Source organism: Hymenobacter caeli (assembly GCF_013294115.1).
GTDB lineage: Bacteria > Bacteroidota > Bacteroidia > Cytophagales > Hymenobacteraceae > Hymenobacter > Hymenobacter caeli.
Window position 1 is genome coordinate 155,122 of the sequence record NZ_JABSNP010000004.1, and the last position, 25,761, is coordinate 180,882.

Genomic DNA, 25,761 nt, shown 5'->3' on the forward strand with positions numbered 1-25,761 from the left:
GAACTGGCGCACATAAGTACGAAATATTTCGTATATTAATGCCGGGGGCACCGCTACGGCCGCCGCTTGCGCTTCTTCAGCCACTGGTAGGTGGCTTCCTGGGCCCGCACGCGGGGCGCGTCGGCGGGCTCGGGGCCGATGAAGCAATTGTCGAAGTCGCGGGCCTTCACGTTGTCTGCGCGCTGGAAATCGAGCAGCTGGCGCACCTCGGCCCGCAGGGTTTCGTCGAAGAGCGGGAAGGCCACCTCCACCCGGCGGTCAAGGTTGCGCGTCATCCAGTCGGCCGACGAGACGAACACTTTTTCCGCGCCGCCGTTGCCGAACACGTACACCCGGCTGTGCTCCAGGTTGCGGTCCACGAGGCCGCGCTGGGCAATGTTTTCACTCAGCTCGGGCTGGCCCGGCACCAGGCAGCCAATGCCGCGCACAATCAACTCGACACGCACGCCGGCTTTGCTGGCGGCGTAAAGCTTAGTAATGAGGCCAGGGTCTTGCAGGGCGTTGATTTTGAGGATGATGGACGCTGGCTGGCCCTTGTGGGCCAACTTGATTTCGTGGTCCACCAGCTCGGTCAGGCGGTCGCGCAGCGCGAAGGGGGCCAGCAGCAGGTGCTCGAGCACGGGCGGGGTTTGGCGGTCGTGGCAGTAGGCGAACACGGCGGCCACCTCGCGCGTCAGCCGCTCGTCGGCCGTGAACAGGCCGTGGTCGGTGTAGAGCGCGGCGGTGTCCTCGTTGAAGTTGCCGGTGCTGAGGTAGGCGTAGCGGCGGGTGGTTTCGGCCGCCTCGCGCCGGGTAATGAGCAGCAGCTTGGCGTGCACCTTCTGCTCGGGCGGCGTGAAGATGACGTGGGCCCCGGCGCGTTGCAGCTTCTCGGCCCAGTGGATGTTGGCTTCCTCGTCGAAGCGGGCCTTCAGCTCCACCACCACCGTCACCTGCTTGCCGTTTTTCACGGCTTTCAGCAGGGCCTTGGCCACGGCGCTTTTGGCGGCCACCCGGTAGAGGGTGATGGCCACGGCCGACACCTGCGGGTCGGCGGCGGCCTCGCGCAGCAGGCGCGTCACGTAGTCGAAGGGCTGGTAGGGCAGGTGCAGCAGGTGGTCGCGCCGGCCGATGGCGGCCAGCAGGGAGCCCGTGCGCGGCAGCGTGGGGTGGGGCAGGGGCGGCCGGGCGGGGTAGCACAAGTCGGCCGGCCCGAAGCCGGGAAAGCCGAAAAAGTCGCGGAAGTTGTGGTAGCGGCTGCCCGCCACCAGCTCGTCGTCGGTGATGCCGGTTTTGGCTTTGAGGGCCCGCAGCACCTCGCGGGGCAGTTCGGGGTCGTAGAGCAGGCGGGCCGGGTAGCCGGTGGCGCGCTTGGCCAGGCTGCTGCGGATTTTGGCCAGCAAATCGTCGCTCACCTCGTCTTCCAGGTCCAGCTCGGCGTCGCGGCTCAGCTTCACGGCGTGCACCGCCACCCCGGCGTAGGCCGGAAACAGGCCGGGGGCCCCCGCCCGGATAACGTCGTCCAGGAACATCACGTAGCGCTCGTCGCCCACCGCCGGCAGCTGCACGAAGCGGCCGCCGTGGCGCTTGGTGGGCAGCTCCAGCACCAGCACCCGCTCGGCTTCGGGGCCCTTGCCCTTGCCCTTGCCCGGCGCGGCGCGGGGCTTCGTCAGAAAAAAGGTGAGGTACACCGCCTGGTCCTTCAAAAACAGGTGGTGCAGGGTGTCGTCGAGCCCCACCGGCGAGAGCAGGTCGCGCACCGATTCCGCAAAATATTCCAGCACCCAGGCCCGCTGCGCGGCGCTCAGCGCGGCCTCGCCCAGCAGGTGGATACGGGCCGCCGCGAGGGCCGGCAGCAGCTGCTCGCGGTAGGTGGCCCCGAAGGCCTCCTGCTGGCGCTGCACCTCGGCCAGCACCGCCTTGAGCTGCCGCCGGGGGCTCTCCTCGAGCTGGGCGCGGGTTTTTTTCTTGAGCTTGACCAGCCGCCGCAGCGTGGCCACCCGCACCTTGAAAAACTCGTCGAGGTTGCTGCTGAAAATGGCCAGGAACTTGAGGCGCTCCAGCAGCGGCACCGCGTCGGACTGGGCCTCTTGCAGCACGCGGGCGTTGAAGCGCAGCCAGCTCAGGTCGCGGGAAAGGGTTTTCATCCCGCAAATATCAGCCAGCGCCCGCCCCGCCAGCAGTCCCGCCGGGGCCCGCCCGCCCCGCGATGCGTTACCCTTTTGTTACCCCCGGCCGGCGGGGGGCGCCAAGGCCCGCCAGCGCGTTGTGGGGCCGGGCGTTGGCCGCCAAATGGGCCGCCTAGCCCAGGGCGCACGCCGGCCCCGCGAAAGTGCAGGCCAGCACGCCGAGCAAAAACAGCCACCACGACCAGTGCGGGCCAGCGGCGGGCTCGGGGGCGGCCGTGGGGCGGGCGTAAAAGCGGGCCGCCGTCAGCGCGGCCGGCCCCGAAGGGAAAGGAACGAAGGTTTCCATAGCAAAGAAGGGAGGGGTGGAGACGGGCAAAAAACCCTGGGGCCGGGCCGGGCGGCCCGGCCTACTTGGGCCGAAACACGACCAGCACCTGGCCGCTGGCCAGGGGAATAGTATAGTAGCACATAGCTGAAAAAAGGAAGGGAGGCACCCGCCGCAAAGGCCAGCGGGCGGGCAAGGCTGGTAAAATTTCATCTTGGTTATCAACTGCTTGACCACCTTAACGAAGGTAGGGCCCCGATTAAATGCTGTCAATCACATATTCATGTGATTCGATGCTGCCTGGCCGGCCGGGCGGCCTGCCGGGCGGGGCCCCTCAGGCCAGGCCCTCGCGCAGGGCCTTGCTCACGGCTTCCGTGCTGGAGCGCACGTGCAGCTTCTCGTAGATTTTTTTGATGTGCGAGCGCACCGTGTCGAGGCTGATGAAGCACCGGGCGGCAATCATCTTGTAGCTGTAGCCTTCCACCAGCAGGCCCAGGATTTCCAGCTCGCGGGCGCTGAGGGGGGGGGCTTCGGAGGCCGCGGCCGGGGAGCGGGCGGCTCCCGGCCGCGGAAACAGGCGCAGCACCTGCCGGGCCACCACGGGCGTCATGGGGGCCCCGCCGGCCCGCACTTCGGCAATGGCCTCGAGCAGGCGGGCGGGCGGGGTTTTCTTCAGCAGGTAGCCGTCGGCCCCGGCGCAAATGGCGTCGAACACCCGGTCGTTGTCCTCGAACACGGTCAGCATCACCACCAGGGTGGCCGGGGCGGCGGCCTTCACCCGCCGCAGGCCCTCGATGCCCGAGCAGTCGGGCATGTCGATGTCCATCAGCACCACGTCGGGCCGCAGGCGGGCCGCGTCGGCCCCGGCCTGCGCGCACGAGGCAAACTCGCCCACCAGCAGCAGCCCCGGGGCCCCGGCCAGAAACGCGCCCAGGCTGGCCCGCAGGCCGGCGTTGTCTTCGTACAGAACCAGGCGGGTGGGGTCCATCGGGCGGGGGGCGGCGGGTGCCCGGTGAAGGTAAGGCGGGCCCGCGCCCGGCGCAACCACATAAACATGTGGTACTGAGCCGCCCGCCCCGGCGCTACAGCGGCAGCCGCAGCCGCACCGCCGTGCCCCGGCCGGGGGCCGAAGTCAGGGTCAGCTCGCCGCGCAGGGCGGCGGCGCGGGCCCGCATGTTGGCCAGGCCGTGGCCGCCGCCCCGCGCGGGCGCGGCGGGGTCGAAGCCCACGCCGTCGTCGGCCACCAGCAGCGAGAGCTGGCCGGGGGCGTAGGTGAGCGCCACGCGGGCGTGCTGGCCGCCGGCGTACTTGGCCACGTTGTTGACGGCCTCCTTGAAGACCAGGAAGAACTCGCGGCGGCGCTCCATGGGCAGGCGCAGGGCCCCCACAGCGGGGTCCACGTCGAAGGCCAGGGCCATGCCGCGGGCCTCCAGCAGCTCGGCGGCGAAGGCCCGCATCCGGGCCGTGACGTCGGCCATGCCGTCGTGGGCCGGGTTGATGGCCCACACGATGTCGTCCATGGCGTCGAGCATCTGGCGCGAGGCGTCCTGGATTTGGGTGAGCAGGCCGGCGGCCTGCGCGGGGCGCTGGCCCAGCTGGTGCTGGCGGGCCAGCTCGCTGAGCAGGTTGATGCTGCTCAGCGTCGAGCCCATGTCGTCGTGCAGGTCGCGGGCAATGCGGTGGCGCACCCGCTCCAGGGCCAGCAGCTGGCCCACGCGCTGGCGGTAGGCCAGCCAGGCCGCGCCCGCCGCCGCGCCCGCCGCCAGCGCCCGGAACCACCAGGTGCCGTACCAGGGCGGGGCCACCACCAGGCGCAGGGCCGCCCCCGCGCCGGGCGGCGCGCCGGCCCCCCGCACCCGAAACGTGTACTGGCCGGGGCCGAGGTTGGTGTAGGTGGCCTCGCGCCGGGGGCCGGCCGCAACCCAGTCGGGGTCGAAGCCTTCGAGTTGGTAAAACAGCCGGTAGCGGCTTGCCCGGCGCAGGTCCAGGGCCGCGAAGTCCAGCGTCAGCACGTAGTCGCGGGGGCCCAGGCGCAGCAGGCGGCGCTGGCCCACGGCCGTGTCGGGCAGCGTCACGGCCTGGTTCATGCGGCGCAGGCCGGTGAGCAGCACCGGTGGGGCCGGCGGCGGCGGCAAGGCGGCGGCCCGGAAGCCCACCAGCCCCCCCGGCCCGCCGAAGTAGAAGCGGCCGCCGGGGCCCTGGCCGGCCGCGCCGGCGTTGTACTCGTCCTGGGGCAGGCCGTCGCGGGCGTCGAAGGCGGTCAGGCGGTCGGTGGCCAGGTCGAGGCGGGCCAGGCCCCGGTTGGTGCTCACCCACAGGGCCAAGGCCGCCGAGTCGGGCACCACGGCGTACACCACGCCGTTGGGCAGGCCCTGGGCTTCGCCAAACGCGGTGAAGCGCCCGGTGCGGGCGTCGTCGAGGCGGGCCAGGCCGCCGTCTTCCGTGCCCACCCAGAGGCGGCCGGCGGCGTCGAGGCACAGGGCCCGCACGAAGTTGCCGGGCAGGCTGCGCGCGTCGCGGGCGTTGGCGGTAAAGGCCGTGAAGCGCCCGGTGGCGGGGTCGTCGAGCCGGCAGAGGCCCCCGCCGCCGGTGCCCACCCACAGGCGGCCGGCGCGGTCGCGCAGCACGCAGCGCACGAAGTTGTTGGGCAGGCCGCGCGGGTCGCCGGCCCGGTGGCGGTACGTCACGAAGCGGCCATTTTTTTCGTCCGCCAAGCGGCTCAGGCCGCCCTCGGTGCCCACCCACAGGGCCCCGTCGCGCGGGTCGCGGTAGAGGCAGCGCACAAAATCGTCGGCCAGCGAGGCGGCCTGGGCCGCCGCGTGCCGGAAGTGCCGGAAGCCGGCGGCCCCGGGCGGGCGGTAGTCGAGCCCCTGGTGCTGGGTGCCGGCCCACAGGCCCCCGGCGGCGTCGGGCAGCACGCACCGCACGTAGTCGTCGGCCAGGCTGGCGGGGTCCCGGGGGCGGTGGCGCAGGCGCTCGGCCACGGCCCCGGTGCGCGGGTCGAGGCGGAGCAGCCCCTGCTGCTCGGTGCCCACCCACAGGCCGCCGGGGGCCGCGGCCACCGCCCACACGGGGCCCGTGGCGGCGGGGGCCAGCCGGGCAAACGGCGAGGGGCGGGTGTCGAGCCGGCGCAGGCCCGCGCTGGTGCCCGCCCACAGCTGGCCGGTGCGGTCGGGCCCCAGCGCCTGCACGTCGCCGGCCAGCCGCAGCGGGCCGGGGCCCGCTGCGGCTGGCCCGGGCGGGGCCGGCCAGCAGCGCAGGCCGGCCGCCGTGGCCACCCACGCCCCGCCCCGGGCGTCCACCCAAATGCCGCGCACGGCCGGGCCGCCGGGCCGGGGCCTGATGACCTCGACGGCCGGCCCGCCGGGCGGCAGGTAGCGCAGGCCCCCGGCTTCGGTGCCGGCCCACAGGCCGCCGCCGGGCGCGGCGGCCAGGGCGCTCAGCGGGGCCGGGCCCGGGGGGCCGTAGCGGGGCTCGGGGCGCAGGGTGCCGGTGGCGGCGTCGAAGCGGCAAAGCCGGCCCTCGCCGGTGCCGGCCCACAGGGTGCCCGCGCCGTCGCGGGCCAGGGCCCGCACCGAGTTGCGCCGGCCGGCGCTGGCCGCTGCCCCAGCGGCAACGTATTGGTAGCGGGCCAGCTGCCGGCGGGCGGGGGCGTAGCGCCACAGCCCGGTTTCGGTGCCAATCCAGACGCCGCCCGCCGGGTCGGGCAGCAGGGCGTTCACGAAGTAGCTGGCCGAAGAATCGGCGGGCACGCGGGCAAAGCGCTCGGTGCGCGGCTCGTAGTAGCACACGCCGCTGCCGGTGCCCACCCACAGGCCGCCGCGGGCCGCGTCGGGGGCCAGGGCCCGCACGAAGTTGCCGGCCAGCGCCCCCGGCTGCCGCGCATCGGCCCGAAACGTGCGGAAAGCGCTGCCGTCGTAGCGGCTCAGCCCGTCCTGGGTGCCCACCCACAGGAAGCCCTGCCGGTCCTGGGCAATGCACTGCACGGTGTTGTCGGCCAGGCCGTCGGCGGTGGTCAGCAGCCGGCCGGCGGGGCCCTGGGCGCGGGCCGGGCCGGCCAGCGCCAGCAGCAGGGCCCCGCCGTACCACGTTGCGATTGAAGCCCGGGCGTGCGTCATCGGCAGGCAGAGTAAACGCTTGGTTTAAAAGCGAATGTACTACCACCGGGGCCAGCGCCGCCGGGGGGCGGGCCCTACCCCGCGTTCTTCGGGTAGTCGTAGAAGTAAAACTCGGCGTTGGCGCGGCTGGCCGCTTCCCAGGTGTCGGTGCTGAAGCGCAGGCAGACAACGGCGGCCGTGGGCAGCTCGTTGAAAGAAGTGGGGGAGAGGGCGTTGGCCGCGTCGGTGATGGTGGGGTTGTGGCCCACGAGCAGCACCGCGTCGGCCGCGGCGGGCAGGGCCTGCACGAGGGCCACCAGGGCATCGGCGTCGGCGCGGTAGATGGCGGGCTCCACGGTGATTTTCTCGTGCGGAAACTTCAGCTCGCGGGCCACCAGCACGGCCGTGCTCAGGGCCCGCACCGCCGAGGAGCTGACCAGCGCGTCGAGCACGATGCCGCGCCGGGCCAGGGCCTGGCCCATGCGCGGGGCGTCGTCGCGGCCCCGGTCGTTGAGGGGGCGTTCCTGGTCGGTGAGGTCGTCGAAGCTCCAGCTGGACTTGGCGTGGCGGAGCAGGTAAAGCGTTTTCATGGGGGCGAAGCTAGCGCGGCGGCGCGCGGCGTAAGGTTGCCGCAACGTTACTATTTATTAACGCGGGGCGGGGCCCCGGGCCCGAAACGGCCCTATCTTCCGGGCCTCCCACCCTCGCCCGCTCATGAAACACCTGTTTTTCGCCGCCCTGCTGCTGGGCGCCGGCCGCGCCGCCGGGCAGCCCTCGCCCCGGCAGCTCTACCCGGGCCTGTTCGAGGCCGTGCAGCTCGGCCACGTGTACGCCGACGGCAAAACCTTCGTGGACGCGACGCCCTTGCAGCCGCCCGCCGCCATCGAGCAGGCCTACCAGGCCGAGCACACCCGCCCGGGCTTCGACCTGAAGGCCTTCGCCGACGCCCACTTCCGGGCCCCCGGGGCGGCGGCCGGCGGCTACCAGAGCGACGTGCCGGCCGGCATCCGCCACCACCTCGACACGCTGTGGACGGTGCTGGCCCGCCGCGCCGACGACGCGGCGCTGCCCGCGGGCTCGTCGCTGGTGCCGCTGCCGCACCCATACATCGTGCCCGGCGGGCGCTTCCGCGAGGTGTACTACTGGGACTCGTACTTCACCATGCTGGGCCTGGTGGAAAGCCACCGCCTGGCCCTGGTGCGGCACATGCTCGACAACTTCGCCTACCTGATCGGGCGCTACGGCTTCGTGCCCAACGGCAACCGCACCTACTACCTCACCCGCTCGCAGCCGCCGTTTTTTGGGGCGATGGTGGCCCTGCTGGCCCAGACCGAGGGCGACACCGTGCTGCTGCGCTACCAGGCCCCGCTGCTGCGCGAGTACTGCTACTGGATGGCCGACGCCGCCGCCGTGCCCGCCGGCCAGGCCCGGGGCCCCGTGGTGCGCCTGCCCGACGGCACCCTGCTCAACCGCTACTGGGACGCCAGCACCGCGCCCCGCGAGGAGTCGTACGCCGAAGACGTGGCCGCCCAACAGCTGAGTGCGCAGCCGGCCGCGCAGTTCTACCGCAACGTGCGGGCCGCCGCCGCCTCGGGCTGGGACTTCAGCAGCCGCTGGTTCGGGCCGGCCGGCACGCTGGCCTCCATCCAAACCACCGACTTGGTGCCGGTCGACCTCAACTGCCTGCTCTACCGCACCGAGCAGCTGCTGGCCCGCACCTACGCCCTGCAAGGCAACGCCGCGCGGGCCCGCGACTTCCAAACCGCCGCCGCCCGCCGCGCCCGGGCCGTGCTGGCCCGCTGCTGGAGCCCGCAGCTGGGCTGGTTCGTGGACTACAACTGGCGCACGCGCCGCCCGGCCCCGCAGCCCACGCTGGCCGGCGTGTACCCGCTGGCCTTCGGGCTGGCCACCGCGCCCCAGGCCCAGTTGGTGGCGGCCAAGTTGGGCAAGGATTTTCTCAAGCCCGGGGGGCTGGCCACCACCCTGGCCACCACCCGCCAGCAGTGGGACGCGCCCAACGCCTGGGCCCCCTTGCAGTGGCTGGCCGTGCAGGGCCTGGCCCGCTACCAGCAGCCCGCGCTGGCCCGCACCGTGGCCCAGCGCTGGACCGCCCTGAACGTGCGTGTGTTCGAGCAAACCGGCAAGCTGCTGGAGAAGTACAACGTGGTGGACACCCAGCTGAAGGCCGGCGGTGGCGAGTACCCCCTGCAAGACGGCTTCGGCTGGACCAACGGCGTGCTGCTGAACCTGCTGAACCACTACCCGGCCGCCGCCCCGGGGCAGTAGCGGCCGCCGCGCCCCGATGCGGCGCTACGGCGCTACGGCGCTACTGCTGGGGCACGGGTTCTGCGGTTTCTGCGGCTTCCGGGGGGCCGGCGGGAGCGCGGCGGCCGGCGCTGCCGGCGGCGGCCAGCGCCGCCTCAATTTCGGCAAACAGCGGCCGGTCGGCCACCCGGGGCTGGGCGCAGCGGCGCTGCACCTCGCGCAGGGCCCGCACCACCTGCGAGGTGGCGGGCGCGTTGCAGTGGTTCAGCAGCTCGTCGAGCAGGCAGGCGAAGGCCCGCGCCTCCAGGCGTTGCAGGGCGGGGGCCCCGGGGCCAGCGGGGTCGAAGAAGCCGGCGGCCCCGAAGTCGCCGAGCAGGGCGGTGCCGTCGGGGGCGTGGAGGATGTTGTGGGCGTACAAATCGCCGTGCAGGATGCCCTGGGCGTGCAGGTGCGCGGTGGCCGCGGCCACGCCCCGCGCCAGGCGCAGCACGGCCGCCAGGCCGAAGGCGGTGCCGGGCGCGTACACGTCGCGGGTGCAGGTGGCCAGGCTGGGCGGGCCGGCCAGGTTGCCGTATTCCGGGCCCACCAGCGCCAGTACCAGGCCCTGGGCCCCGGCGGGGTGGTGGCCGATTTTGCCGAGCACGGGAATCAGGTTAGCGTGGGTACCGGCGCTGATACAGGCTGCCAGCTCGCTCTGCGGCAGCCCGTCGCTGGTTACCGCGCCCTTGAACACTTTCACCGCCACTTCCCGGGGGCCGTTCGGGGCCCCCGCCCACCGGGCCCGGGAGATGACGCCCGACGCGCCCTCGCCGAGCTGCTCTTCCAATTCCAGCGCGGCCCAGTCGATGGTGCCGATGGGGTGGCGGGCTTCGACGGCGGCCTCGGTGGCGGCGCAAAACGGGTTGCCGGCGTAGGCCAGCCAGGCCAGGCGCGGCAGCTGCGGCAGCCACGCGGGCAGCGCTGTTAGGCGGTTGGCGGCCAGGCGCAGCAGTTCCAGCCGGGTGCAATTCGCCAGCTCGGCGGGCAGGTGGGCGAGGCGGTTGCCGGCCAGCAGCAGCTTTTGCAGCTTGGCGCAGTTCCCGATTTCGGGCGGCAGGGCTTCGAGCTGATTATCCGTGAGGATGAGCCAGCGCAGGGCCGGCGGCAGGGCCCCGGCGGGCAGCGTCCGAATCCGGTTGGCCTTAAAGCCCACCATGCTCAGCCGCGGGCATTGCCCCAGCACGGCCGGCACTTCGGTGAATTGATTATCGGAGCAGAATAGCACGCGCAGCTTGTGCAGGCGGGGCAAGTCGGCGGGCAGGGCCGACAGGGCGTTGCCCGACAGGTTGAGGACTTCGAGCGAGTCGGCCAAATCAAAAATTTCGGCGGGAAACTCCGTCAGGCCTTCGGATAAATCGAGGCGGGTGAGGCCGGCCAGGGCCCCGGCGCGGAGTTGGGCGAGGGTGTGCATGGGGCAAAGGTGGGGCAAAGCGGGCGGCCGGTTCGGGCGGAGCCCCGCCCGGGGCCGGCGGTGCTATTGTCGCAAAGCGGGCCGGGTATCGTCGCAAAGCGTGGGCCGGGCCAACCCGGGGGGCCAAAATTTGGTTACTTGCGCACACGTTTTTTACTCACCCCCCTTCCCCACCACCACACCATGGGTCTCACCCTCAAACAAGCACAAGCCGCCGTGCAGGCCGCGCACGAAAAAGCCCTCGAAATGGGCGTGAAAATGAACATCGCCGTGGTCGACGCCGGGGCCAACCTCGTCGCCTTGATTCGCATGGACGACGCCTGGCTCGGCTCGCTCGACATCGCCATCAAGAAGGCCAAAACGGCCCGCTACTTCGACATGCCCACCGGGGCCATCGGCGGCCTTTCGCAGCCCGGCGGCCCGCTCTTCGGCATCGAGCACTCCAACGGCGGCCTCATCACCTTCCCCGGCGGCATTCCCCTGAAGGGCGACGGCGGGCTGATGATGGGCGGCATCGGCGTGTCGGGCAGCACCGTGGAAGACGACCACGCCGTGGCCGAGGCCGGGGCCAACGCCGTGGGCCCCCGCTAGGGTAGCTGGTTAATCAAACCGGCTGGCAAAACGGCCGTGCGGAGCAAGTGCCGCACGACCGTTTTGCCAGCCGGTTTTTTTACGGGCGAAGATTTGTCCGACAACCCGCTTGCTTTTGCAAGGCGGCTTAGAAAGCGGTTTCCTTGTTTTTGACGCGCTTGTAGAGGTAGAAGGCCCCGGCGGCCAGCAGCGCGCCGCTCAGCAGCTTGTGGCGCGAAGTGAAGCCCTTGGCCACGTCGCTGCCGGTCTTGTTGCCGCCAAATAGGCTCGAAACCAGGTCGCCCAGCGTGCTGCCCGGTGTGGTGTTATCGCTCATCAGTGAAATCAGGTTAAGGTTAGAAGATGGGCTTTCTACGCGGGGGCGCGGCGGGCGTTGCCCGCCGCCGGGCGGTTCGGTTCCTACATTCGCGGCGGGCCCCCGCCGGGACCATTTATCATTTTTCCCAACTTATGATGCACTTACTGACGATGCGCGCCTGGCTGGCCCCGGCCGTGGCTGGCCTGCTGCTGGCCGGCTGCCAGGGCAAAACCACTACCGCGGACACCGCCGCCGGGGCCCCCGCGGCCGAAGCCGCGCCCACCGACACGGCCAGCGTGCCCACGCCCGCCGACGGCATCACGCCCGCGCTGCTGGCCCGGCACATCCAGGTGCTGGCCTCGGATGCGTTTCAGGGCCGGCGGCCGTTCACGCCGGGCGAAGACAAGGCCACCGCCTACCTGGCCGCCGAGTTCAAGAAGCTGGGCCTAAAGCCCGGGGGCCCTGGCGGCAGCTACTTCCAGCCGGTGCCGCTGGTGGAAATTGCCGGCCGACCCGACTCGGTGGCCACGGTGGCCGGCAACGGCAAAAGCCTGGCCCTCAAGTACCGCACCGACTTCATGTTCCTCACCGAGCACGAGCAGCCCACGGTGGCAATCAAGGATTCGCCGCTGGTGTTCGCCGGCTACGGCGTGACGGCCCCCGAGTATAAGTGGGACGACTACGCCGGCCTCGACGTGAAGGGCAAGACCGTGGTGGTGCTCATCAACGACCCCGGCAACGCGGGCAACGACACCACCATGTTCCAGGGCAAGGCCATGACGTACTACGGCCGCTGGGGCTACAAGTACGAGGAGGCCGCCCGCCACGGGGCCACCGGCCTGCTCATCGTCCACGACACCAAGCCCGCCTCCTACCCCTGGACGGTGGTGCAGAGCAGCAACGGCGGGGCCAAGCTGCACCCCACCACGCCCGACCACGGCGCGAGCAAAGTGGCCCTCGAAGGCTGGATGACGCTGGACGCCGCCAAGCGCATCTTCGCCGCCGCCGGCCAGAACTACGACGCGCTGTACGCCGCCGCCAACCAGCGCGGCTTCAAGGGCAAGGCGCTGGGCCTGAGCCTGACGACCACGCTGCACAACAAAATCACCTACAAAACCTCGAAGAACGTGGTGGCCGTGCTGCCCGGCGCCACCCGGCCCAAAGAGTACATTATTTACTCGGCCCACTGGGACCATCTGGGCATCGGCCCGGCCATCAAGGGCGACTCGATTTACAACGGGGCCCTGGACAACGCCAGCGGCTGCGCCGGCCTGCTGGCCATTGCCACCGCCTTCGAGCAAGCCAAGGAGAAGCCGCAGCGCAGCATCGTGTTCCTGGCCGTGACGGGCGAAGAGCAGGGCCTGCTGGGCTCGGACTACTACGCCCAGCACCCGCTGTTTCCGGTGGCTAACACGGTGGCCGACATTAACATGGACGAGCTGCTGGCCTTCGGGCCCATGCGCGACCTCACCATCACCGGCTACGGCCAGTCGGACCTGGACGACTACGCCCGGGCCGCCGCCAAGGAGCAAAACCGCTACGTCATCCCCTACCAGCACCCCGAAACCGGCAGCTTCTACCGCTCCGACCACTTCAGCTTCGCCAAGGTGGGCATCCCGGCCCTCTACGCCAGCGGCTCGTTCGACAGCCGCCTGCACGGCAAGGCCTTCGCCGAAAAGGAGCGCGAAGACTTCGAGGCCCACAACTACCACCAGCCCTCCGACCAGTACGACCCCAAGTGGGACCTGCGCGGCGCCGCCCAGGACGCCCGCCTGCTGTTCCGCATCGGCCAGAAGCTGGCCGCCGAAACCACCTTCCCGCAGTGGAAAGCCAGCTCCGAATTCCGGGCCGTGCGCCTGAAAAGCCGGCCGCAATAGGTAGCTTTTCTGGAAAAGGGAATGATTTAAAGCGGGGTGGTCCGGCGAATTGCCCGAAGGGCTTCGTCGGGCCACTCTGGCGATACCCCGGAGCCGCTGTTTTTTAGTCAGAGTGGCCCGACGAAGCCCTTCGGGCAATTCGCCGGACCACCCGTTTCAGCCCACCGCATGTAAAAAAGCTCCCCGCGCGACCGTGCAAATGGTCGGGCGGGGAGCTTTTTATTCTTATACGCAGTCAGACCACCCACAGGGGCCCCGGGCTATTCGGCCTCGTATTCCCCGTACTCGCCCGCCGCCAGGTGCGGGTAGCGCTGCTGGTGCAGGGCCGCCACGCGCTGCCCCAGCAGCTGGCGCAGCTCGTCGAGGTTCTCCTTGGTTTGGGCCGAGACGAACACCACCGGGTCGTGCAGCTGGGCCATGTAGGTGGCCTGCAGCTGGGCCAGGGGCGGGCGGGCGGCGGTTTGGCGCTCGGCTTCGGCAGCCTCGGCGGCGAAGTCGTCGGCCGGGATGTCGTCGGGCCGGTACTGGTCGATTTTGTTGAACACCAGCAGCACGGGCTTCTCGGCGGCCCCGATTTCGAGCAGCGTATCGTGCACCACCTGGATTTGCTCCTCGAAGTTGGGGTGCGAAATGTCCACCACGTGCAGCAGCAGGTCGGCCTCCCGAATCTCATCGAGGGTGCTTTTGAAGCTCTCAATCAGCTTGGTGGGCAGCTTGCGGATGAAGCCCACGGTGTCGGAAAGCAGGAACGGCGTGTTGTTCAGCACCACCTTGCGGGTGGTGGCGTCGACGGTGGCGAAGAGCTTGTTTTCGGCGAATACCTCGGCCTTGCCCAGCGCGTTCATCAGCGTGCTTTTGCCCACGTTGGTGTAGCCCACCAGCGACACGCGGATGAGGCCCTGGCGGTCTTTGCGCCGGGTGGTGGCCTGCTTGTCCAGGGTTTCGAGCTTCTCCTTGAGGAAGGCAATCCGGTCGCGCACGATGCGGCGGTCGGTTTCGATTTCCGTCTCGCCGGGGCCCTTCATGCCCACGCCGCCGCGCTGCTTGTCCAAGTGCGTCCAGAGGCCGGTGAGGCGGGGCAGCAGGTACTGGTACTGGGCCAGCTCGACCTGCGTGCGGGCCGTGGCCGACTTCGCCCGCAGGGCAAAGATGTCCAGAATCAGCAGCGAGCGGTCCACGATTTTCACCTTCAGCTCGGCCTCCAGGTTGCGCAGCTGCGAGGGCGAGAGGTCGTCGTCGAACACCACCATGCTCGTGCCGTGGTGCTTCACGTAAGCCTTGATTTCGCCCAGCTTGCCCTCGCCCACGTAGCTGCGGATGTCGGGCTTTTCGAGGCGCTGCACGAACCGCTCGGTGGCGGTGGCCCCGGCGGTTTCGATCAGGAAGGCCAGCTCGTCCATGTACTCGGTGGTCTGGGCCTCGGTTTGGCGGCGCGGGGGCACGCTTACCAGCACGGCGGTTTCGTGCTCGGCGGCGGTGGCGTGCACGCGGCTCTTGCCCGTGCCGGCCGAGGTGTGGGCCTGGGTGGTGTCGGTGTTGAAGTTGCGGGTGCTACCGGTATTGCGGCTGTTCGAGTTCGGTTTGTTGGCCATGTGGGAAAGGCGATGGGCGCGGCCTGTGGGCGGCCCGGTACGGCGGGGTCCCCGGCGGGGCCGCCACTAAAAAAGAATCTACGGCCGCCGCCGCGCAATGGCTGAGCCGGGGCCCTGGGGCCCTTACTTCAGCGTCTGCGAGTAGGCCACCACCTGCGCAATCTGGGCGGCGGTGAGCTTGGTTTTGAAGGCTGGCATTTTGCCCAGGCCGTTGGTGACCAGGTAGGTGCGGCCAAAGTCGTTGAGGTTGCTTTTGGTGAGGTCGTGGGCCCCATTGCGGCCTAGCTTGCCGTTGGCCCCGTGGCAGCGGGTGCAGTTCTGCTGGAACAGGACCTGGCCCGCTAGCGCGGGCGGCGCGGCCCGCGGCGGGGCGGGGGCCAAAACGAAAACGGACAACAGGGCGCAAAGCATCATACCGCAACAACAAAGATTAGGCCCGTAAAGGTCGGCGCGGCGGCGCGGTTGTCGCGACCTTTGCCCCGTCAGTGAATGAGCAAATGAGTGAATGAGTGAATGGGGCCTTCCTGATTCATTCGCTCATTCACCCATTCACTCCTTCACCCATTGCCCCCGAATGCGCGTCGCCCTCGTTATTAACACCAGCTGGAACATCTGGAATTTCCGCGCCGGCCTGGTTAGGGCCCTGCAAGCCGCCGGCCACGAGGTGCTGGCCATTGCCCCGCCCGACGACTACTCCGCGCGTCTCGAAACCGAGCTGGGCTGCCGCTACGTGCCGATTTTGATGGAAAACAAGGGCACCAACCCCGCCAAAGATGCCCAGCTGACGCGCCGCTTTTACAAGATTTACCGGCGGGAGAAACCCGACGTGGTGCTGCACTACACCATCAAGCCCAACATCTACGGCACGCTGGCGGCGCGGCTGGCGGGCGTGCCCAGCATCAATAACGTGAGCGGGTTGGGCACGGTGTTTCTGGTGCCCAGCCTGGCCAGCCGGGTGGCCCTGGGCCTGTACCGGGTGGCGTTCCGGTTTCCGCGCCGGGTGTTTTTCCAGAACGCCGACGACCGCCAGCTCTTCATTGCGCGCGGCCTGGTGCGGGCCGAAATTGCCGGCCTGCTGCCCGGCTCGGGCGTGGACACGGCCCGGTTCCGGCCGGCTGCGGCGTTCACGCGCAACGAGCCGTTCGTGTTCCTGATGGTGGCGCGGGTGCTCTACGAGAAAGGCATTCAGGAATACTTTGAGGCCGCCAAGCTGGTGCGCCAGGCCGCGCCTGGCACCCGGGTGCAGCTGCTCGGGGCCCTGGACGAGGCCGGCGGCGTGGGCGTGGCCCGGGCCGTGTTCGAGGGCTGGCTCGCGGGCGGCGACATAGAGTACCTGGGCCGCGCCGACGACGTGGCCGGCCACCTGCACCGGGCCGACTGCGTGGTGCTGCCCAGCTACCGCGAGGGCACGCCCAAAACCTTGCTCGAAGCGGCCGCCTGCGGCAAGCCCCTGGTGACTACCGACGTGCCCGGCTGCCGCGACACCGTGCGCGACGGCCAGAACGGCTACCTCTGCCAGGTGCGCTCGGGCCCCGACCTGGCCACCAAAATGCTGCAAGTGCTGCGCCTGGGGCCCCCGGAATTGCAGCAAATGGGCCAGGCCAGCCGCGCGCTGGCCGAAACTACTTTTGACGAAAAGCTGGTGCTGGCCCAGTACCTGGCTGCCGTGCAAGCAATCGGCCATGCGTAATAAAATAAATTGACCGTCATGCTGAGCGCAGCGGAGCGGAGTCGAAGCATCTCTACCGCTGACTGATTCAATCGATTGGTTTACTGCCGCAGTAGAGATGCTTCGACTCCGCTCCGCTGCGCGGACGCCAGATGAGCATGACGTTCCTTTTTGCTCATTTTAAATTCTTCCCCAATTAATTCATGCAAGTAAAAATTAATTCATGCAAGTAAAACAGTATCCCGTAGCCGGCCTTATCGAGTTCATTCCCCGCTTGTTCGGCGACCCGCGCGGGGTTTTTTACGAAACCTTTAGCGCCCGGCTGATGCAGGAATCCGGCCTGCCCGCGGGCCTCGATTGGGTGCAGGACAACCAGAGCAAGTCGCAGCCCGGGGTGCTGCGGGGCCTGCATTTTCAAAAGCCGCCGCACGCCCAGGCCAAGCTGGTGCGCGTGGCCCAGGGCCGGGCCCTGGACGTGGTGGTGGACATCCGCCGCGGCTCGCCCACCTACGGCCAGCACGTGGCCGTGGAGCTGAGCGCCGCGCTGGGCAACATTTTCTACGTGCCCGTCGGCTTCGCCCACGGCTTCGTAGCCCTGGAGGAAGACACGCTGTTTCTCTACAAATGCTCGGATTACTACGCCCCGGCGGCCGAGGGCGGCCTGCTCTGGAACGACCCGGCGCTGGGCATCGATTGGAACGTGGAAAACCCCACGATTTCGCCCAAAGACGCCATCCTGCCCACGCTGGCCGATTTGGACAGCCCGTTTTCGCTGTAGCGCGAACTGCGTAGTTCGCGTCGCTGCCCGGCAATCGTTGCTACAGCCGTCGGCAGGACGAAGCGAGCGACGCGAACTACCAAGTTCGCGCTACCGCCGCGCCAACAGCCGCGCTACTATTTGCGCAGCAGGAACGGCCCCAGCACCAGCGCGTCCAGGCCCGAGCCGAGGTAGCAATTTAGTGCGTCGGCGGGCGACTCCACCATCGGCATGCCGTTCAGGTTGAAGGAGGTGTTGAGCAGCACGGGCACGCCGCTGAGCTGCTCGAAGGCCAGTAACAGCTGGTGGAACAGCGGGTTGCCGGCCGCGGCCACGGTTTGCAGGCGGCCGGTGCCGTCGTCGTGGGTCACGGCGGGCAGGCGGGCCCGGGCGGCGGGCCGCAGGGCAAACACCTTTTCCATAAAAAAGGCCGTTTCGCCGGCGGGCAGGTCGAAAAACTCGTGCTGGCGCTCGGCGGGCACGGCCGGCGCGAAGGGCCGGAACGCCTCGCGGTACTTGATGCTGGCGTTCACCCGGGCCTTCATGTCGGGCCGGGTGGGGTCGGCCAAAATGCTGCGGTGGCCCAGGGCCCGCTGCCCCAGCTCCGAAGCCCCCTGAAACCAGCCGATGACGCCGCCGCCGTGCAACAGCGCCGCGGCGGCGGCGGGCAGGTCGGCGGGCTGCTCGTAGCGCAATTTGCGGCGCAGCAGCTCGGCTTCCAGCTCGGCGGCGGGGTAGTCGCGGCCGAAGAAGTTGTGGGCCTCTGCGGCGGCGGGCGCGGGGCCCCCCAGCACGTAGCGGTGGCCGTACAGGGCGCTGCCCACGCCGATGCCGGTGTCGTCGGGCGTGCCGCCGATGAAGATTTCCTGGTAGGGCGTGCGCTGGCGCAGCTTGCCGTTCAGCACCGAGTTCATGAACAGGCCGCCGCCCAGCACCAGGCGCGGCTGCCCGGTGCGGGCGTGCAGGTTGGCGAGCAGCTCGGCCACCACGTCCTCCACCACGCGCTGCACCGCCGCCACCAGGTCGTAGTCGCGCGGGCCGAGCGGGGCCCCGGGGGCCCGGGGCGGGCCCAGCAGCGCCACCAGCTTGGGCGAGTAGTAGTGCGGGGTGAAAAAGAGAAAGAACTCAAAATAGCGCAAATCCAGCTCGTAGTGCAGGTCGTCCACGCTAATCAGGGGCCGGAGCTGGTCGTAGAACGTGCGCCAGTTGCCGCGGGCGGCCAGGGCCATCACCTTCCACTCCTCGCCGTTGGGCCGGAAGCCCAGAAACTCGGTGAAGGCCCCGTAGAACAGGCCCAGCGAGTGGGGCGTGCGGTTGGCGGCCAACTCCGATAGGCCCTGGGGCCCGGCCGTGCCCAGCAGCCCGGTGGTTTGCTCGCCGAAGCCGTCGGCCACGAACACGTCGGCTTCGGCGAAGCCCGAAGTGAGAAAGGCGTTGGCGAAGTGGGCCCGGTGGTGGTCCACGTAGTGCAGGCGCGTGCGGGTGCCGGCGGGCCCCTCCAGCAGCTGCTCGACGCGACGCGCGCCGCCTTGCAGGGCCGCCAGCTCGTTGAGGGCGAGCTGGGCCAGCTTGCCGCGGTCGTGCAGGGCCTCGGCCAGGCCCTGCCGGGGCTGGAGCAGGTAAGGGGCCGGGTTCCAGCCCACAAACACGTCCGTAACGTCCGCCACCCCGATGCCCGCCGCCGCGCAGCAGTACCGAATGGCCTGGCGCGGAAACGCCTTGTCCTGCTTGACGCGGCTCAGACGCTCCTCGGCAATGGCGAACTGCACCTGCCCGTCGGGGCCCAGCAGGCAGGCCGACGAGTGAAACCCGCTGCAATTGATACCGAGGATGCGCTGCGCCATACGGGCCGAAAGGTAGGCACGGCCCGGGGTAGCGCGGTTTTAGGGCCGTGGGCCGCCCGGGGGCAGTAGCGCGAACTTTGTAGTTCGCGTCGCTGAACGGTTAACACGCGCTGGCCATCGCAAGGACGAAGCGAGCGACGCGAACTACAAAGTTCGCGCTACTGATTCGCGGCCGTGCACTGACCTGGAAACCGCTCTAAAGCTGCGGGCCATCAGGAGCTGGGAGCCGGTGCCCGCCGCAAAGCCCGGCCACGCGGCTACTGCCAGCTTCATCAGGCCCGCCGCCCGCGCTCCGCCGGATTTTTCCTTAGGGCCGCACCGGCCGCTTGCTGCCGCTCACCGCCGGTAGGGCCAGGGGCCGTACTTCCGTCAGGAGCGTGACGAGCAGCTTGCCCGGCTCTTCCAAAGAGATTAGGTGGGCGGAGTTTTCAAACCAGATGCCCTTTTTGAGCGGGGCTTTTACGCGCTGGAGCCAGGCGGCGGTGGGGGCCGAGGGCGTGGTGAAGTCGTGGCGGCCCATCAGCATGAAAACGGGAATGGGAAAGGAGGTGACCGAAGTAAAATCAACGGTCAGAAACTCGGGCAGCACCCGGGCCAGGGTGAACAGGCTGCCCTGGTCGATGGCGGCCACCTCGGCCGGCGTGTAGGCCGGGGAGAGCTGCGGCGCGTCGAAAAAGTACCCAAACGTGTTGCGGTAAGCGGCCAGGCCGCCGTAGTACTGCGGCCATTTGCGGGCGATGATGATGCGCTCCCGGGTGATGGGCTGGCGGCCCGGGTAAGGGGCAATGGAGCGCAGCTCGCGCAGGGCGGCTTCGTTGCGGTGCTCGGTGGCTTGCTGGAGGGCGTACTCAACGCTTAGGCGCTCGTTTTCCCGCACGTTGATGACCTGGCCTGCCCCTACGTAGGCATAAAACAAGTCGGGCCGTTTGAGGGCCGCCCGCATCCCCACGATGGTGCCCCAGCTGTGCCCCAGCAGGATGACTTTGGGCTGGCCGTACTTGCGCCGCACGAGTTCGGCTACTTCAATGGCGTCCTGCACGTACTGCTCGATGCGCAGGGTGCGGCCCAGGCCGGCGGTGTCGTTGGCCGCGTAGGTTTTGCCCGCGCCGCGCTGGTCGTAGCTTACCACCGTAAAATACTCCTCCAGCGGCCGCTGAAACGCCCACGCCACCGGGGCCAGCGGCGAGGCCGGCCCCCCGTGCACGAGCAGCAGGATGGGGTTGCGGCGGTCCTGCCCCCGCACGAACAGCCACTGCCTGACGCCGCCAATCGGCACGGCGTAGGCTTCCTGCACGCCGTTGGGGGCCACGATGGAATCCAGGTCGGCGACGATGGCCCGGGCTTTGGCGTACCCGTCGGGGCGGCCGCCGGCCTGCCCAAATGCGGGGGCCGGGCCCAGCAGCAACGCGGCAGCCAGGCACAGCAGCAGGGCGGGCGCAGCAAGTAGTTTCATGGCGGGAGGGTGGGGTGCCGGCGCGGGCGTTGGGGCCGCGTGCCGTGGGCTGCGAAGCTACGCCGGCCCGCCGCGAAGCCCGGCCGCGCCGCCGCCAACTATCCGGTACATCAGCCGCTTGCTTCGGTTGCCCCGGGCCGCACTACCCCGAAGCTACAGCAGCTCCACCAGGGTTTCCAGGGCCATGCCGCGGCTGCCTTTGATGAGTACCTGCCGGCCGGCGAGGGGCGCGGCGGCCAGCCAAGCGGCGGCTTCGGCTTTGGTGGCGAAGTGGCGGGCCCCCGGGCCCGCCACGGCGTGGGCGCGGGCCATTTCGGGGCCCACCAGCACCACCTCGGGCAGGGCCAGGCGGGCCAGCAGCTCGCCCAGGGCCCGGTGCTCGGCTTCGGCTTCGGGGCCCAGCTCGAACATGTCGCCGAGGATGGCCACCTGGCCCTGCCCGGCCGCCGCGGAGCGCTGCGCGAAGCTGCGCAGCGCGGCGGCCATGCTGCTGGGGTTGGCGTTGTAGGCGTCCAGAATCAGCTCGTTGCCCCTGGCCGTGCGCAGCCGCTGCGAGCGGTTGTTCTGGGGGTTGTAGGCGGCCAGGGCGGCGGCCACGTCGCCGGTGGGCACGCCAAAAAACTTGCCCACGGCGGCGGCGGCGGCCAGGTTGGGGAAGTTGTAGTCGCCGGTGATGTGCACCGCCACGTCGGGCCCGGTGGCGCCCAGGCGCAGGGCCAGGGCGGGGTCGGCGGCCAGCAGGGTGGCGGGGTAGTCGTCGGCGGGGCCGGGGTAGGTGCGGCGCTGGGCCACCGCGGCGGCGCGGGCCACCACCTGCGCGTCCAGGGTGTTCACGAAGGCCAGGCCGCCGTGCGCCCCCAGGTAATCGAACAGCTCGCCCTTGCCCAGGGCCACGCCCGCGGCCCCGCCGAAGCCTTCGAGGTGGGCCTTGCCGATGTTGGTGAGCAGGCCGTGGGTGGGGGCGGCCCACTGGCAGTAGGCCGCGATTTCGCCCCGGTGGTTGGCCCCCATCTCCACCACGGCGAAGTTGTGCTCGGCCAGCCGCAGGCGCAGCAGGGTGAGGGGCACGCCGATGTGGTTGTTGAGGTTGCCCAGCGTGGCCAGTACCCGGAACTTCTTGGCCAGCACCGCCGTGAGCAGCTCCTTGGTGGTGGTTTTGCCGTTCGAGCCCGACACGGCCAGCACGGGGCCCGCAAACTGCCGGCGGTGGTGGGCGGCGAGGGCTTGCAGGGCCGCCAGCGCGTCGGGGGCGAAGAAGTAGCGGGCGTCCGTAGCCGCTAAACCGGCATTGTCCACCACGGCCACCAGCGCCCCTTTTTCCAGGGCCTGGGGCGCAAAATCGGCCCCCCGGAAGCTGGGCCCGTTCAGGGCAAAAAACAGGGTGCCCGGCTGGGGCTGGCGCGAATCGGTGCTGACCTGGCCGTGGGCGGCCAGGTAGTGGGCGTAGAGGGCGGGTAGGTCGAATGCGGGCATGGGCAGGAAAGGACCGCGGCCAAACCCGGCCGCGGCGCGGGCGCAAATTTAGCCGCGAACTCGGCGCGGGGGCGCTTACTTGCGCGGGCGGCCCCGCCGCCCCAACATCCAAATATGCCCCCGCCCATGCTGCACCTGACCCGGGCCACCGCCGACAACGCCGATTTCCGCGCCCTGGTGCGCCTCCTCGACCAGGATTTGCAGGTGCGCGACGGGCCTGCCCACGCGTTCTACGCCCCGCTCAACCAGGCGGCAATGGCCCAGGTTAAGCACGCGGTGGTGGCCTACCGCCACGACCAGCCCGTGGGCTGCGGGGCCTTCAAGGAGTTTGCCGGCCAGCAAGTGGAAATCAAGCGCATGTACGTGCGGCCCGCGAGCCGGGGGCAGGGCGTGGCGCAGGCCGTGCTGGCCGAGCTGGAACGGTGGGCCCGGGAGCTGCCCTGCGCGGGCTGCGTGCTGGAAACGGGACTCAACCAGCCGGAGGCCATTGGCCTGTACCAAAAATGCGGCTACCAGCGCATCCCCAACTACGGGCAGTACGCCGGCGTGGCCAACAGCGTGTGCCTGCAAAAAGACGCGGGCTGAGCGCCCCGCGGGCCGGAGCGAACCGGCCGGCGGGCTCTTTTTCGGCCCGCTGTGCGTTGCCCCTGCGGCGGGCCGGGGCGGGCCGCCGCGCCACAATAAAGATGCCCCGTTGGTTGTTGATTGCTAACCGCTTGTTATTGCCCCGTATGCTGCGCCGCGCCGCCGTTTTCCTGTTTTTGCTGGTGCTGAGCGCCGGGGCCGCCCGGGCCCAGTCGGCCGCGTTTGGGTTTGAGTACCGGGCCCTGGCCCCGGTGGTGGAGGGCACCGACACGCTGCGCCAGGCCTGGGCCGGGGGCCTTAGCACCCCGCAGTTCAGCATCATCGACCTCGACGGCGACGGCCAGGACGACCTCTTCGCCTTCGACCGCCAGAGCAGCCGCTGCTACACGTTTCTGAGCGCCCTACAAAAGGACGGTAGCCGCCGCTGGCAGTACGCGCCCGACTACGAGGCCCTGTTTCCGGCGGACCTGGCGGGGTGGGCCCTGCTGCGCGACTACGACTGCGACGGCCGCCCCGACCTGTTCAGCTACGTGAACGGGGGCGACATCCGGGTGTTTCACAACGTGGCCGGGGCCGGCGGGCGGCCCAGCTTCGTGCTCGCCACCAACCAAATTCTGTTCACCGGGGCCGGCACGGGCACCAGCAACCTCACCATCGGCGGCTACAACATGCCCGCCATTGCCGACGTGAACGGCGACGGCAAGCTCGACATTCTCAGCTACGACTTCGTGAGCGCCACGCTCGTGGAGCTGTACCTCAACAACAGCCCCGACGCCTGCGGGGCGGCCCTGAACTTTAAAATCGACACCAACTACTGGGCCCAGCTGCAGGCCTGCGTGGGCTGCGCGGCCTACCAGCTGCCGGGCCTGGCCTGCCGGGGCGGGGCGGCGGCCCGGCCCGAGCACACCGGCGGCCACAACCTGCTCACGCTCGACCTCAACGGCGACGGCGTGTACGACGTGCTCGACGGCCGCGACAACTGCCCCGAGCTGGTGGCGCTGCTCAACCAGGGCACCAATCAGCAGGCCGCGCTCACGGCCAGCGCCATCCGCACCGATTTCCCGTCGGCGGCCAACCCCGTGCGCCTGGCGGTGTTCCCGGCGGGCTACCTGATCGACACGGATTTCGACGGCACCAAGGACCTGGTGGTGGCCTCCAACACGCTCGACAACCGCCAGGATTTCGTGAGCCAGCGCGACAACGTGCGCCTGTACCGCAACGCGGCCGCCACCGGGGCCCCGGCGTTCAGCTTCCAGCCCCAAGGCTTCCTCACCAACGACATGGTGGACGTAAGCGAGGCGGCCGCCCCCGCCTTCGGCGACCTCGACGGCGACGGGCTGGCCGATATGCTCATCGGCAGCTACGCCGACCGCGTGAACGGCCAGTACCGCGCCAGCCTCACCTACTACCGCAACGTGGGCACGGCCACCCAGCCGGTGTTCCGCCTCGTGACGCGCGACTACCTGGGCCTGGCCGCCAAGGGCACCGCGCCGGCCCTGTTCTACGCCCTCAAGCCGGTGCTGGTGGACCTTAACCGCGACGGGGCCCTGGACTTGGCTTACGCAGCCAATTACCAGAACGTCAATTATATCTACTACATCCTGAACACCGCCCGGGCCGGGCAGCCGGCGGCGTTCGACCCGGCCACGGCCAACTACTTCAAGCCCCAGGGCGCGGCCGGCAGCGGGGTGTTGCCCTCGTTCATCGGCGACATGCCGTGCTTTACGGACGTGGACGGCGACGGCTACGTGGACCTGCTCCTCGGCACCGACAACTACACCGAGCCGGGCATGGCCCTGCGCTACTTCCGCAACCAGGGCGCGGGCGTGGCCCTGGAAAACGCCTTCGTGGCGGTGAACAACGACTTCGGGCAAATCCGCGACGCGGCCGGGGCCCGGCCTTACCACCTCAGCCCCGCCGTGGCCGACTTCGACGGCGACGGCCGCCCCGACCTCGTGACGGCCGACAACACCGGGGCCGTCCGGTTCTTCAGCAACTACCGCACCCTGGTAACCGGGCCCGCCGCGCCCCGCACCGACCTGTTCTGGAACGCCCTGCTGGGCCAGTACGAAGGCAACCGCCTGGGCCAGGGCCCCCTGGTGCGCTACGGCCTGGCCGCCGCCGACCTCAACGCCGACGGCGTGCCCGAGCTGTTCGTGGGCACCGAGGCGGGCGGCGTGAGCAGCTACGCCGTGCGCCGCGGGGCCGCCGTGCCCACGCCCACCCGCCCGGCCGCCGCGGCCCTGGGCCTGGCCCTCTACCCCAACCCCGCCCGCGCCCAGGCCACCGCCGAAACCGCCCAGCCCACCCGCGTGTCGCTGCTCGACCTCACCGGCCGCCGCGTGCGCCCCGCCGACGCCCCGGCCCGCCAGCACCTGCTGAACCTAAGTGGATTGGCCCCGGGCCTGTACCTGGTGCGCGCCGAAGCGGCCGACGGCAGCGCCGCGGTGCAGCGGCTGGCGGTGCAATAACTGGGAGCGGTGGCACCGGATTGCTGCACTTGCACCCAGGATTAAATGGGGGTGCAAGTGCAGGTCCATTCTGTTTGAGGTACTTGATTCCAGTTCGTTGTACGTTAAGCGGTTAATGAGTTTTTGTGAACTGTTCTCCACTTGCTTCAACGGCGGTCCTCATCAGCCGGAAGCGCCGATTGGCCAGGTTGAATTTTCTAGTCGAACGAGGGCAGGGTGTCGTTATTAACTTCTGAGTCGTTAGCTCTGCGCACCTGCCCGGCCGCCAAAAAAATAAACTTGGGCAGCCCGTGGGGGTTGGCCTGTCCTAACGCATCTTACTAACGTCCACTGCACCTGGGTAGAGGAAGCATCACCTTTGACGGCAGCAATTATGAAGGGTTCTCTACGTTTTTCACCCACTTTCCCCCTTTTGTGATGGCGACAATTTCGGAGATGAACCGCAAAGATTTTTTGCAGTTGTTTGGCCTGGGCGCGGCCTCGCTGCTGGCTTCGGCCTGCCTGGGTGGCTGCAACGCCGCTACCGGGAGCGACAGCGCGGCGGTGCCGGCGGCGCCCGCCAACGTCAACCTTACCGTCGACCTGACGGCCACGACCAGCACGCCGCTCAACGACGCGGCCGTGGGGTACATCTACGCCGACAGCCGCGCCATCATCGTGGCCAAAACCACGGCGGGCACTTACCTGGCCTTCCAGGCGCCGTGCCCGCACCAGGGCACCAGCGTGTACTTCAGCCCGTCGCAGAGCCGCTTCATTTGCCCCAACCACAACGCCATTTTCAATCTGAGCGGGGCCGTGGTCAGCGGCCCCGTTTCGAGCGGGCTGCGGCAATACACCGTGGCGCAGAGCGGCAACATTCTCACCATCAGCAGCTAGGACATTCTGTGCCTGGTTCCTGTTTTTCTT

The 25,761-nt window shown here is 69.7% G+C and carries 20 protein-coding genes; 8 read left to right on the plus strand and 12 right to left on the minus strand.

The genetic code is table 11. The annotated features are described in order from the left end of the window. Positions 1 to 53: 53 nt before the first annotated feature. The 5 genes from ppk1 to HNP98_RS05985 form a co-directional block, all read right to left on the minus strand. Positions 54 to 2,126 (minus strand): polyphosphate kinase 1, encoded by a 2,073-nt coding sequence (gene ppk1, locus HNP98_RS05965; protein WP_173809128.1) that lies wholly within the window; start codon positions 2,124 to 2,126, stop codon positions 54 to 56. Between the two features lie 154 nt (positions 2,127 to 2,280). Beyond that, the gene (locus tag HNP98_RS05970) at positions 2,281 to 2,454 is read right to left on the minus strand and encodes a hypothetical protein (RefSeq protein ID WP_173809129.1); all 174 of its coding nucleotides are present in this window, start codon (positions 2,452 to 2,454) and stop codon (positions 2,281 to 2,283) included. A gap of 313 nt (positions 2,455 to 2,767) precedes the next feature. Next, entirely contained in the window at positions 2,768 to 3,421 is a 654-nt protein-coding gene (locus tag HNP98_RS05975; RefSeq protein WP_173809130.1) for a response regulator, read from the minus strand. 94 nt (positions 3,422 to 3,515) lie between these two features. Then, a complete protein-coding gene (locus HNP98_RS05980; protein WP_173809131.1) occupies positions 3,516 to 6,551 on the minus strand; it encodes a sensor histidine kinase in 3,036 nt (1,011 codons plus the stop codon). 74 nt (positions 6,552 to 6,625) lie between these two features. Continuing rightward, positions 6,626 to 7,120, minus strand: coding sequence for a SixA phosphatase family protein (locus tag HNP98_RS05985; RefSeq protein WP_173809132.1), 495 nt, complete (start codon positions 7,118 to 7,120; stop codon positions 6,626 to 6,628). A 124-nt stretch (positions 7,121 to 7,244) separates the two neighbouring features. On the opposite strand from HNP98_RS05985, the gene treF reads away from it, so the two are divergent. Next, the gene (gene treF / locus HNP98_RS05990; RefSeq protein WP_173809133.1) at positions 7,245 to 8,816 is read left to right on the plus strand and encodes an alpha,alpha-trehalase TreF; all 1,572 of its coding nucleotides are present in this window, start codon (positions 7,245 to 7,247) and stop codon (positions 8,814 to 8,816) included. Between the two features lie 40 nt (positions 8,817 to 8,856). On the opposite strand, the gene HNP98_RS05995 is transcribed toward treF, so the two are convergent. Further along, positions 8,857 to 10,245: a leucine-rich repeat-containing protein kinase family protein gene (locus HNP98_RS05995; RefSeq protein WP_173809134.1), complete on the minus strand. Its 1,389-nt coding sequence runs from the start codon at positions 10,243 to 10,245 to the stop codon at positions 8,857 to 8,859. A gap of 183 nt (positions 10,246 to 10,428) precedes the next feature. Here HNP98_RS05995 and HNP98_RS06000 point away from each other — a divergent pair, with 183 nt between their 5' ends. Further along, positions 10,429 to 10,836: a GlcG/HbpS family heme-binding protein gene (locus HNP98_RS06000; protein WP_173809135.1), complete on the plus strand. Its 408-nt coding sequence runs from the start codon at positions 10,429 to 10,431 to the stop codon at positions 10,834 to 10,836. A gap of 127 nt (positions 10,837 to 10,963) precedes the next feature. Here the strand turns inward: HNP98_RS06000 and HNP98_RS06005 are convergent, their stop codons facing one another. Then, positions 10,964 to 11,152: a hypothetical protein gene (locus HNP98_RS06005; RefSeq protein ID WP_173809136.1), complete on the minus strand. Its 189-nt coding sequence runs from the start codon at positions 11,150 to 11,152 to the stop codon at positions 10,964 to 10,966. A 134-nt stretch (positions 11,153 to 11,286) separates the two neighbouring features. Between HNP98_RS06005 and HNP98_RS06010 the strand changes: the two genes are divergently transcribed. Beyond that, entirely contained in the window at positions 11,287 to 13,011 is a 1,725-nt protein-coding gene (locus tag HNP98_RS06010; protein ID WP_217425664.1) for a M28 family metallopeptidase, read from the plus strand. 260 nt (positions 13,012 to 13,271) lie between these two features. On the opposite strand, the gene hflX is transcribed toward HNP98_RS06010, so the two are convergent. After that, the gene (gene hflX / locus HNP98_RS06015) at positions 13,272 to 14,603 is read right to left on the minus strand and encodes a GTPase HflX (RefSeq protein ID WP_173809137.1); all 1,332 of its coding nucleotides are present in this window, start codon (positions 14,601 to 14,603) and stop codon (positions 13,272 to 13,274) included. Positions 14,604 to 14,726: 123 nt separating this feature from the next. Further along, positions 14,727 to 15,017, minus strand: coding sequence for a c-type cytochrome (locus HNP98_RS06020; RefSeq protein WP_173809138.1), 291 nt, complete (start codon positions 15,015 to 15,017; stop codon positions 14,727 to 14,729). 160 nt (positions 15,018 to 15,177) lie between these two features. Between HNP98_RS06020 and HNP98_RS06025 the strand changes: the two genes are divergently transcribed. Together HNP98_RS06025 and rfbC are read left to right on the plus strand one after the other, a co-directional pair. Further along, positions 15,178 to 16,293, plus strand: a complete 1,116-nt coding sequence (locus HNP98_RS06025) for a glycosyltransferase family 4 protein (protein ID WP_173809139.1) — start codon at positions 15,178 to 15,180, stop codon at positions 16,291 to 16,293. A gap of 202 nt (positions 16,294 to 16,495) precedes the next feature. After that, positions 16,496 to 17,050 carry a dTDP-4-dehydrorhamnose 3,5-epimerase gene (rfbC, locus tag HNP98_RS06030; RefSeq protein WP_173809140.1) on the plus strand — a complete coding sequence of 185 codons (555 nt, stop codon included), beginning with the start codon at positions 16,496 to 16,498 and terminating at the stop codon, positions 17,048 to 17,050. Between the two features lie 116 nt (positions 17,051 to 17,166). Here rfbC and HNP98_RS06035 read toward each other — a convergent pair whose 3' ends face one another. From HNP98_RS06035 to HNP98_RS06045, 3 genes are all read right to left on the minus strand, one after another. After that, positions 17,167 to 18,873 (minus strand): carbamoyltransferase family protein, encoded by a 1,707-nt coding sequence (locus HNP98_RS06035; RefSeq protein WP_173809141.1) that lies wholly within the window; start codon positions 18,871 to 18,873, stop codon positions 17,167 to 17,169. A gap of 307 nt (positions 18,874 to 19,180) precedes the next feature. After that, positions 19,181 to 20,326, minus strand: a complete 1,146-nt coding sequence (locus HNP98_RS06040; RefSeq protein WP_173809142.1) for an alpha/beta fold hydrolase — start codon at positions 20,324 to 20,326, stop codon at positions 19,181 to 19,183. 153 nt (positions 20,327 to 20,479) lie between these two features. Beyond that, positions 20,480 to 21,799 (minus strand): UDP-N-acetylmuramoyl-tripeptide--D-alanyl-D-alanine ligase, encoded by a 1,320-nt coding sequence (locus tag HNP98_RS06045; RefSeq protein WP_173809143.1) that lies wholly within the window; start codon positions 21,797 to 21,799, stop codon positions 20,480 to 20,482. A gap of 114 nt (positions 21,800 to 21,913) precedes the next feature. Here HNP98_RS06045 and HNP98_RS06050 point away from each other — a divergent pair, with 114 nt between their 5' ends. The 3 genes from HNP98_RS06050 (at position 21,914) to HNP98_RS06060 (ending at position 25,731) form a co-directional block, all read left to right on the plus strand. Further along, the gene (locus HNP98_RS06050) at positions 21,914 to 22,384 is read left to right on the plus strand and encodes a GNAT family N-acetyltransferase (RefSeq protein WP_246274995.1); all 471 of its coding nucleotides are present in this window, start codon (positions 21,914 to 21,916) and stop codon (positions 22,382 to 22,384) included. Between the two features lie 146 nt (positions 22,385 to 22,530). Then, positions 22,531 to 24,855 (plus strand): T9SS type A sorting domain-containing protein, encoded by a 2,325-nt coding sequence (locus HNP98_RS06055; RefSeq protein ID WP_173809144.1) that lies wholly within the window; start codon positions 22,531 to 22,533, stop codon positions 24,853 to 24,855. Between the two features lie 417 nt (positions 24,856 to 25,272). Continuing rightward, positions 25,273 to 25,731: a QcrA and Rieske domain-containing protein gene (locus HNP98_RS06060; protein WP_173809145.1), complete on the plus strand. Its 459-nt coding sequence runs from the start codon at positions 25,273 to 25,275 to the stop codon at positions 25,729 to 25,731. The last annotated feature ends 30 nt before the right edge of the window (positions 25,732 to 25,761 follow it).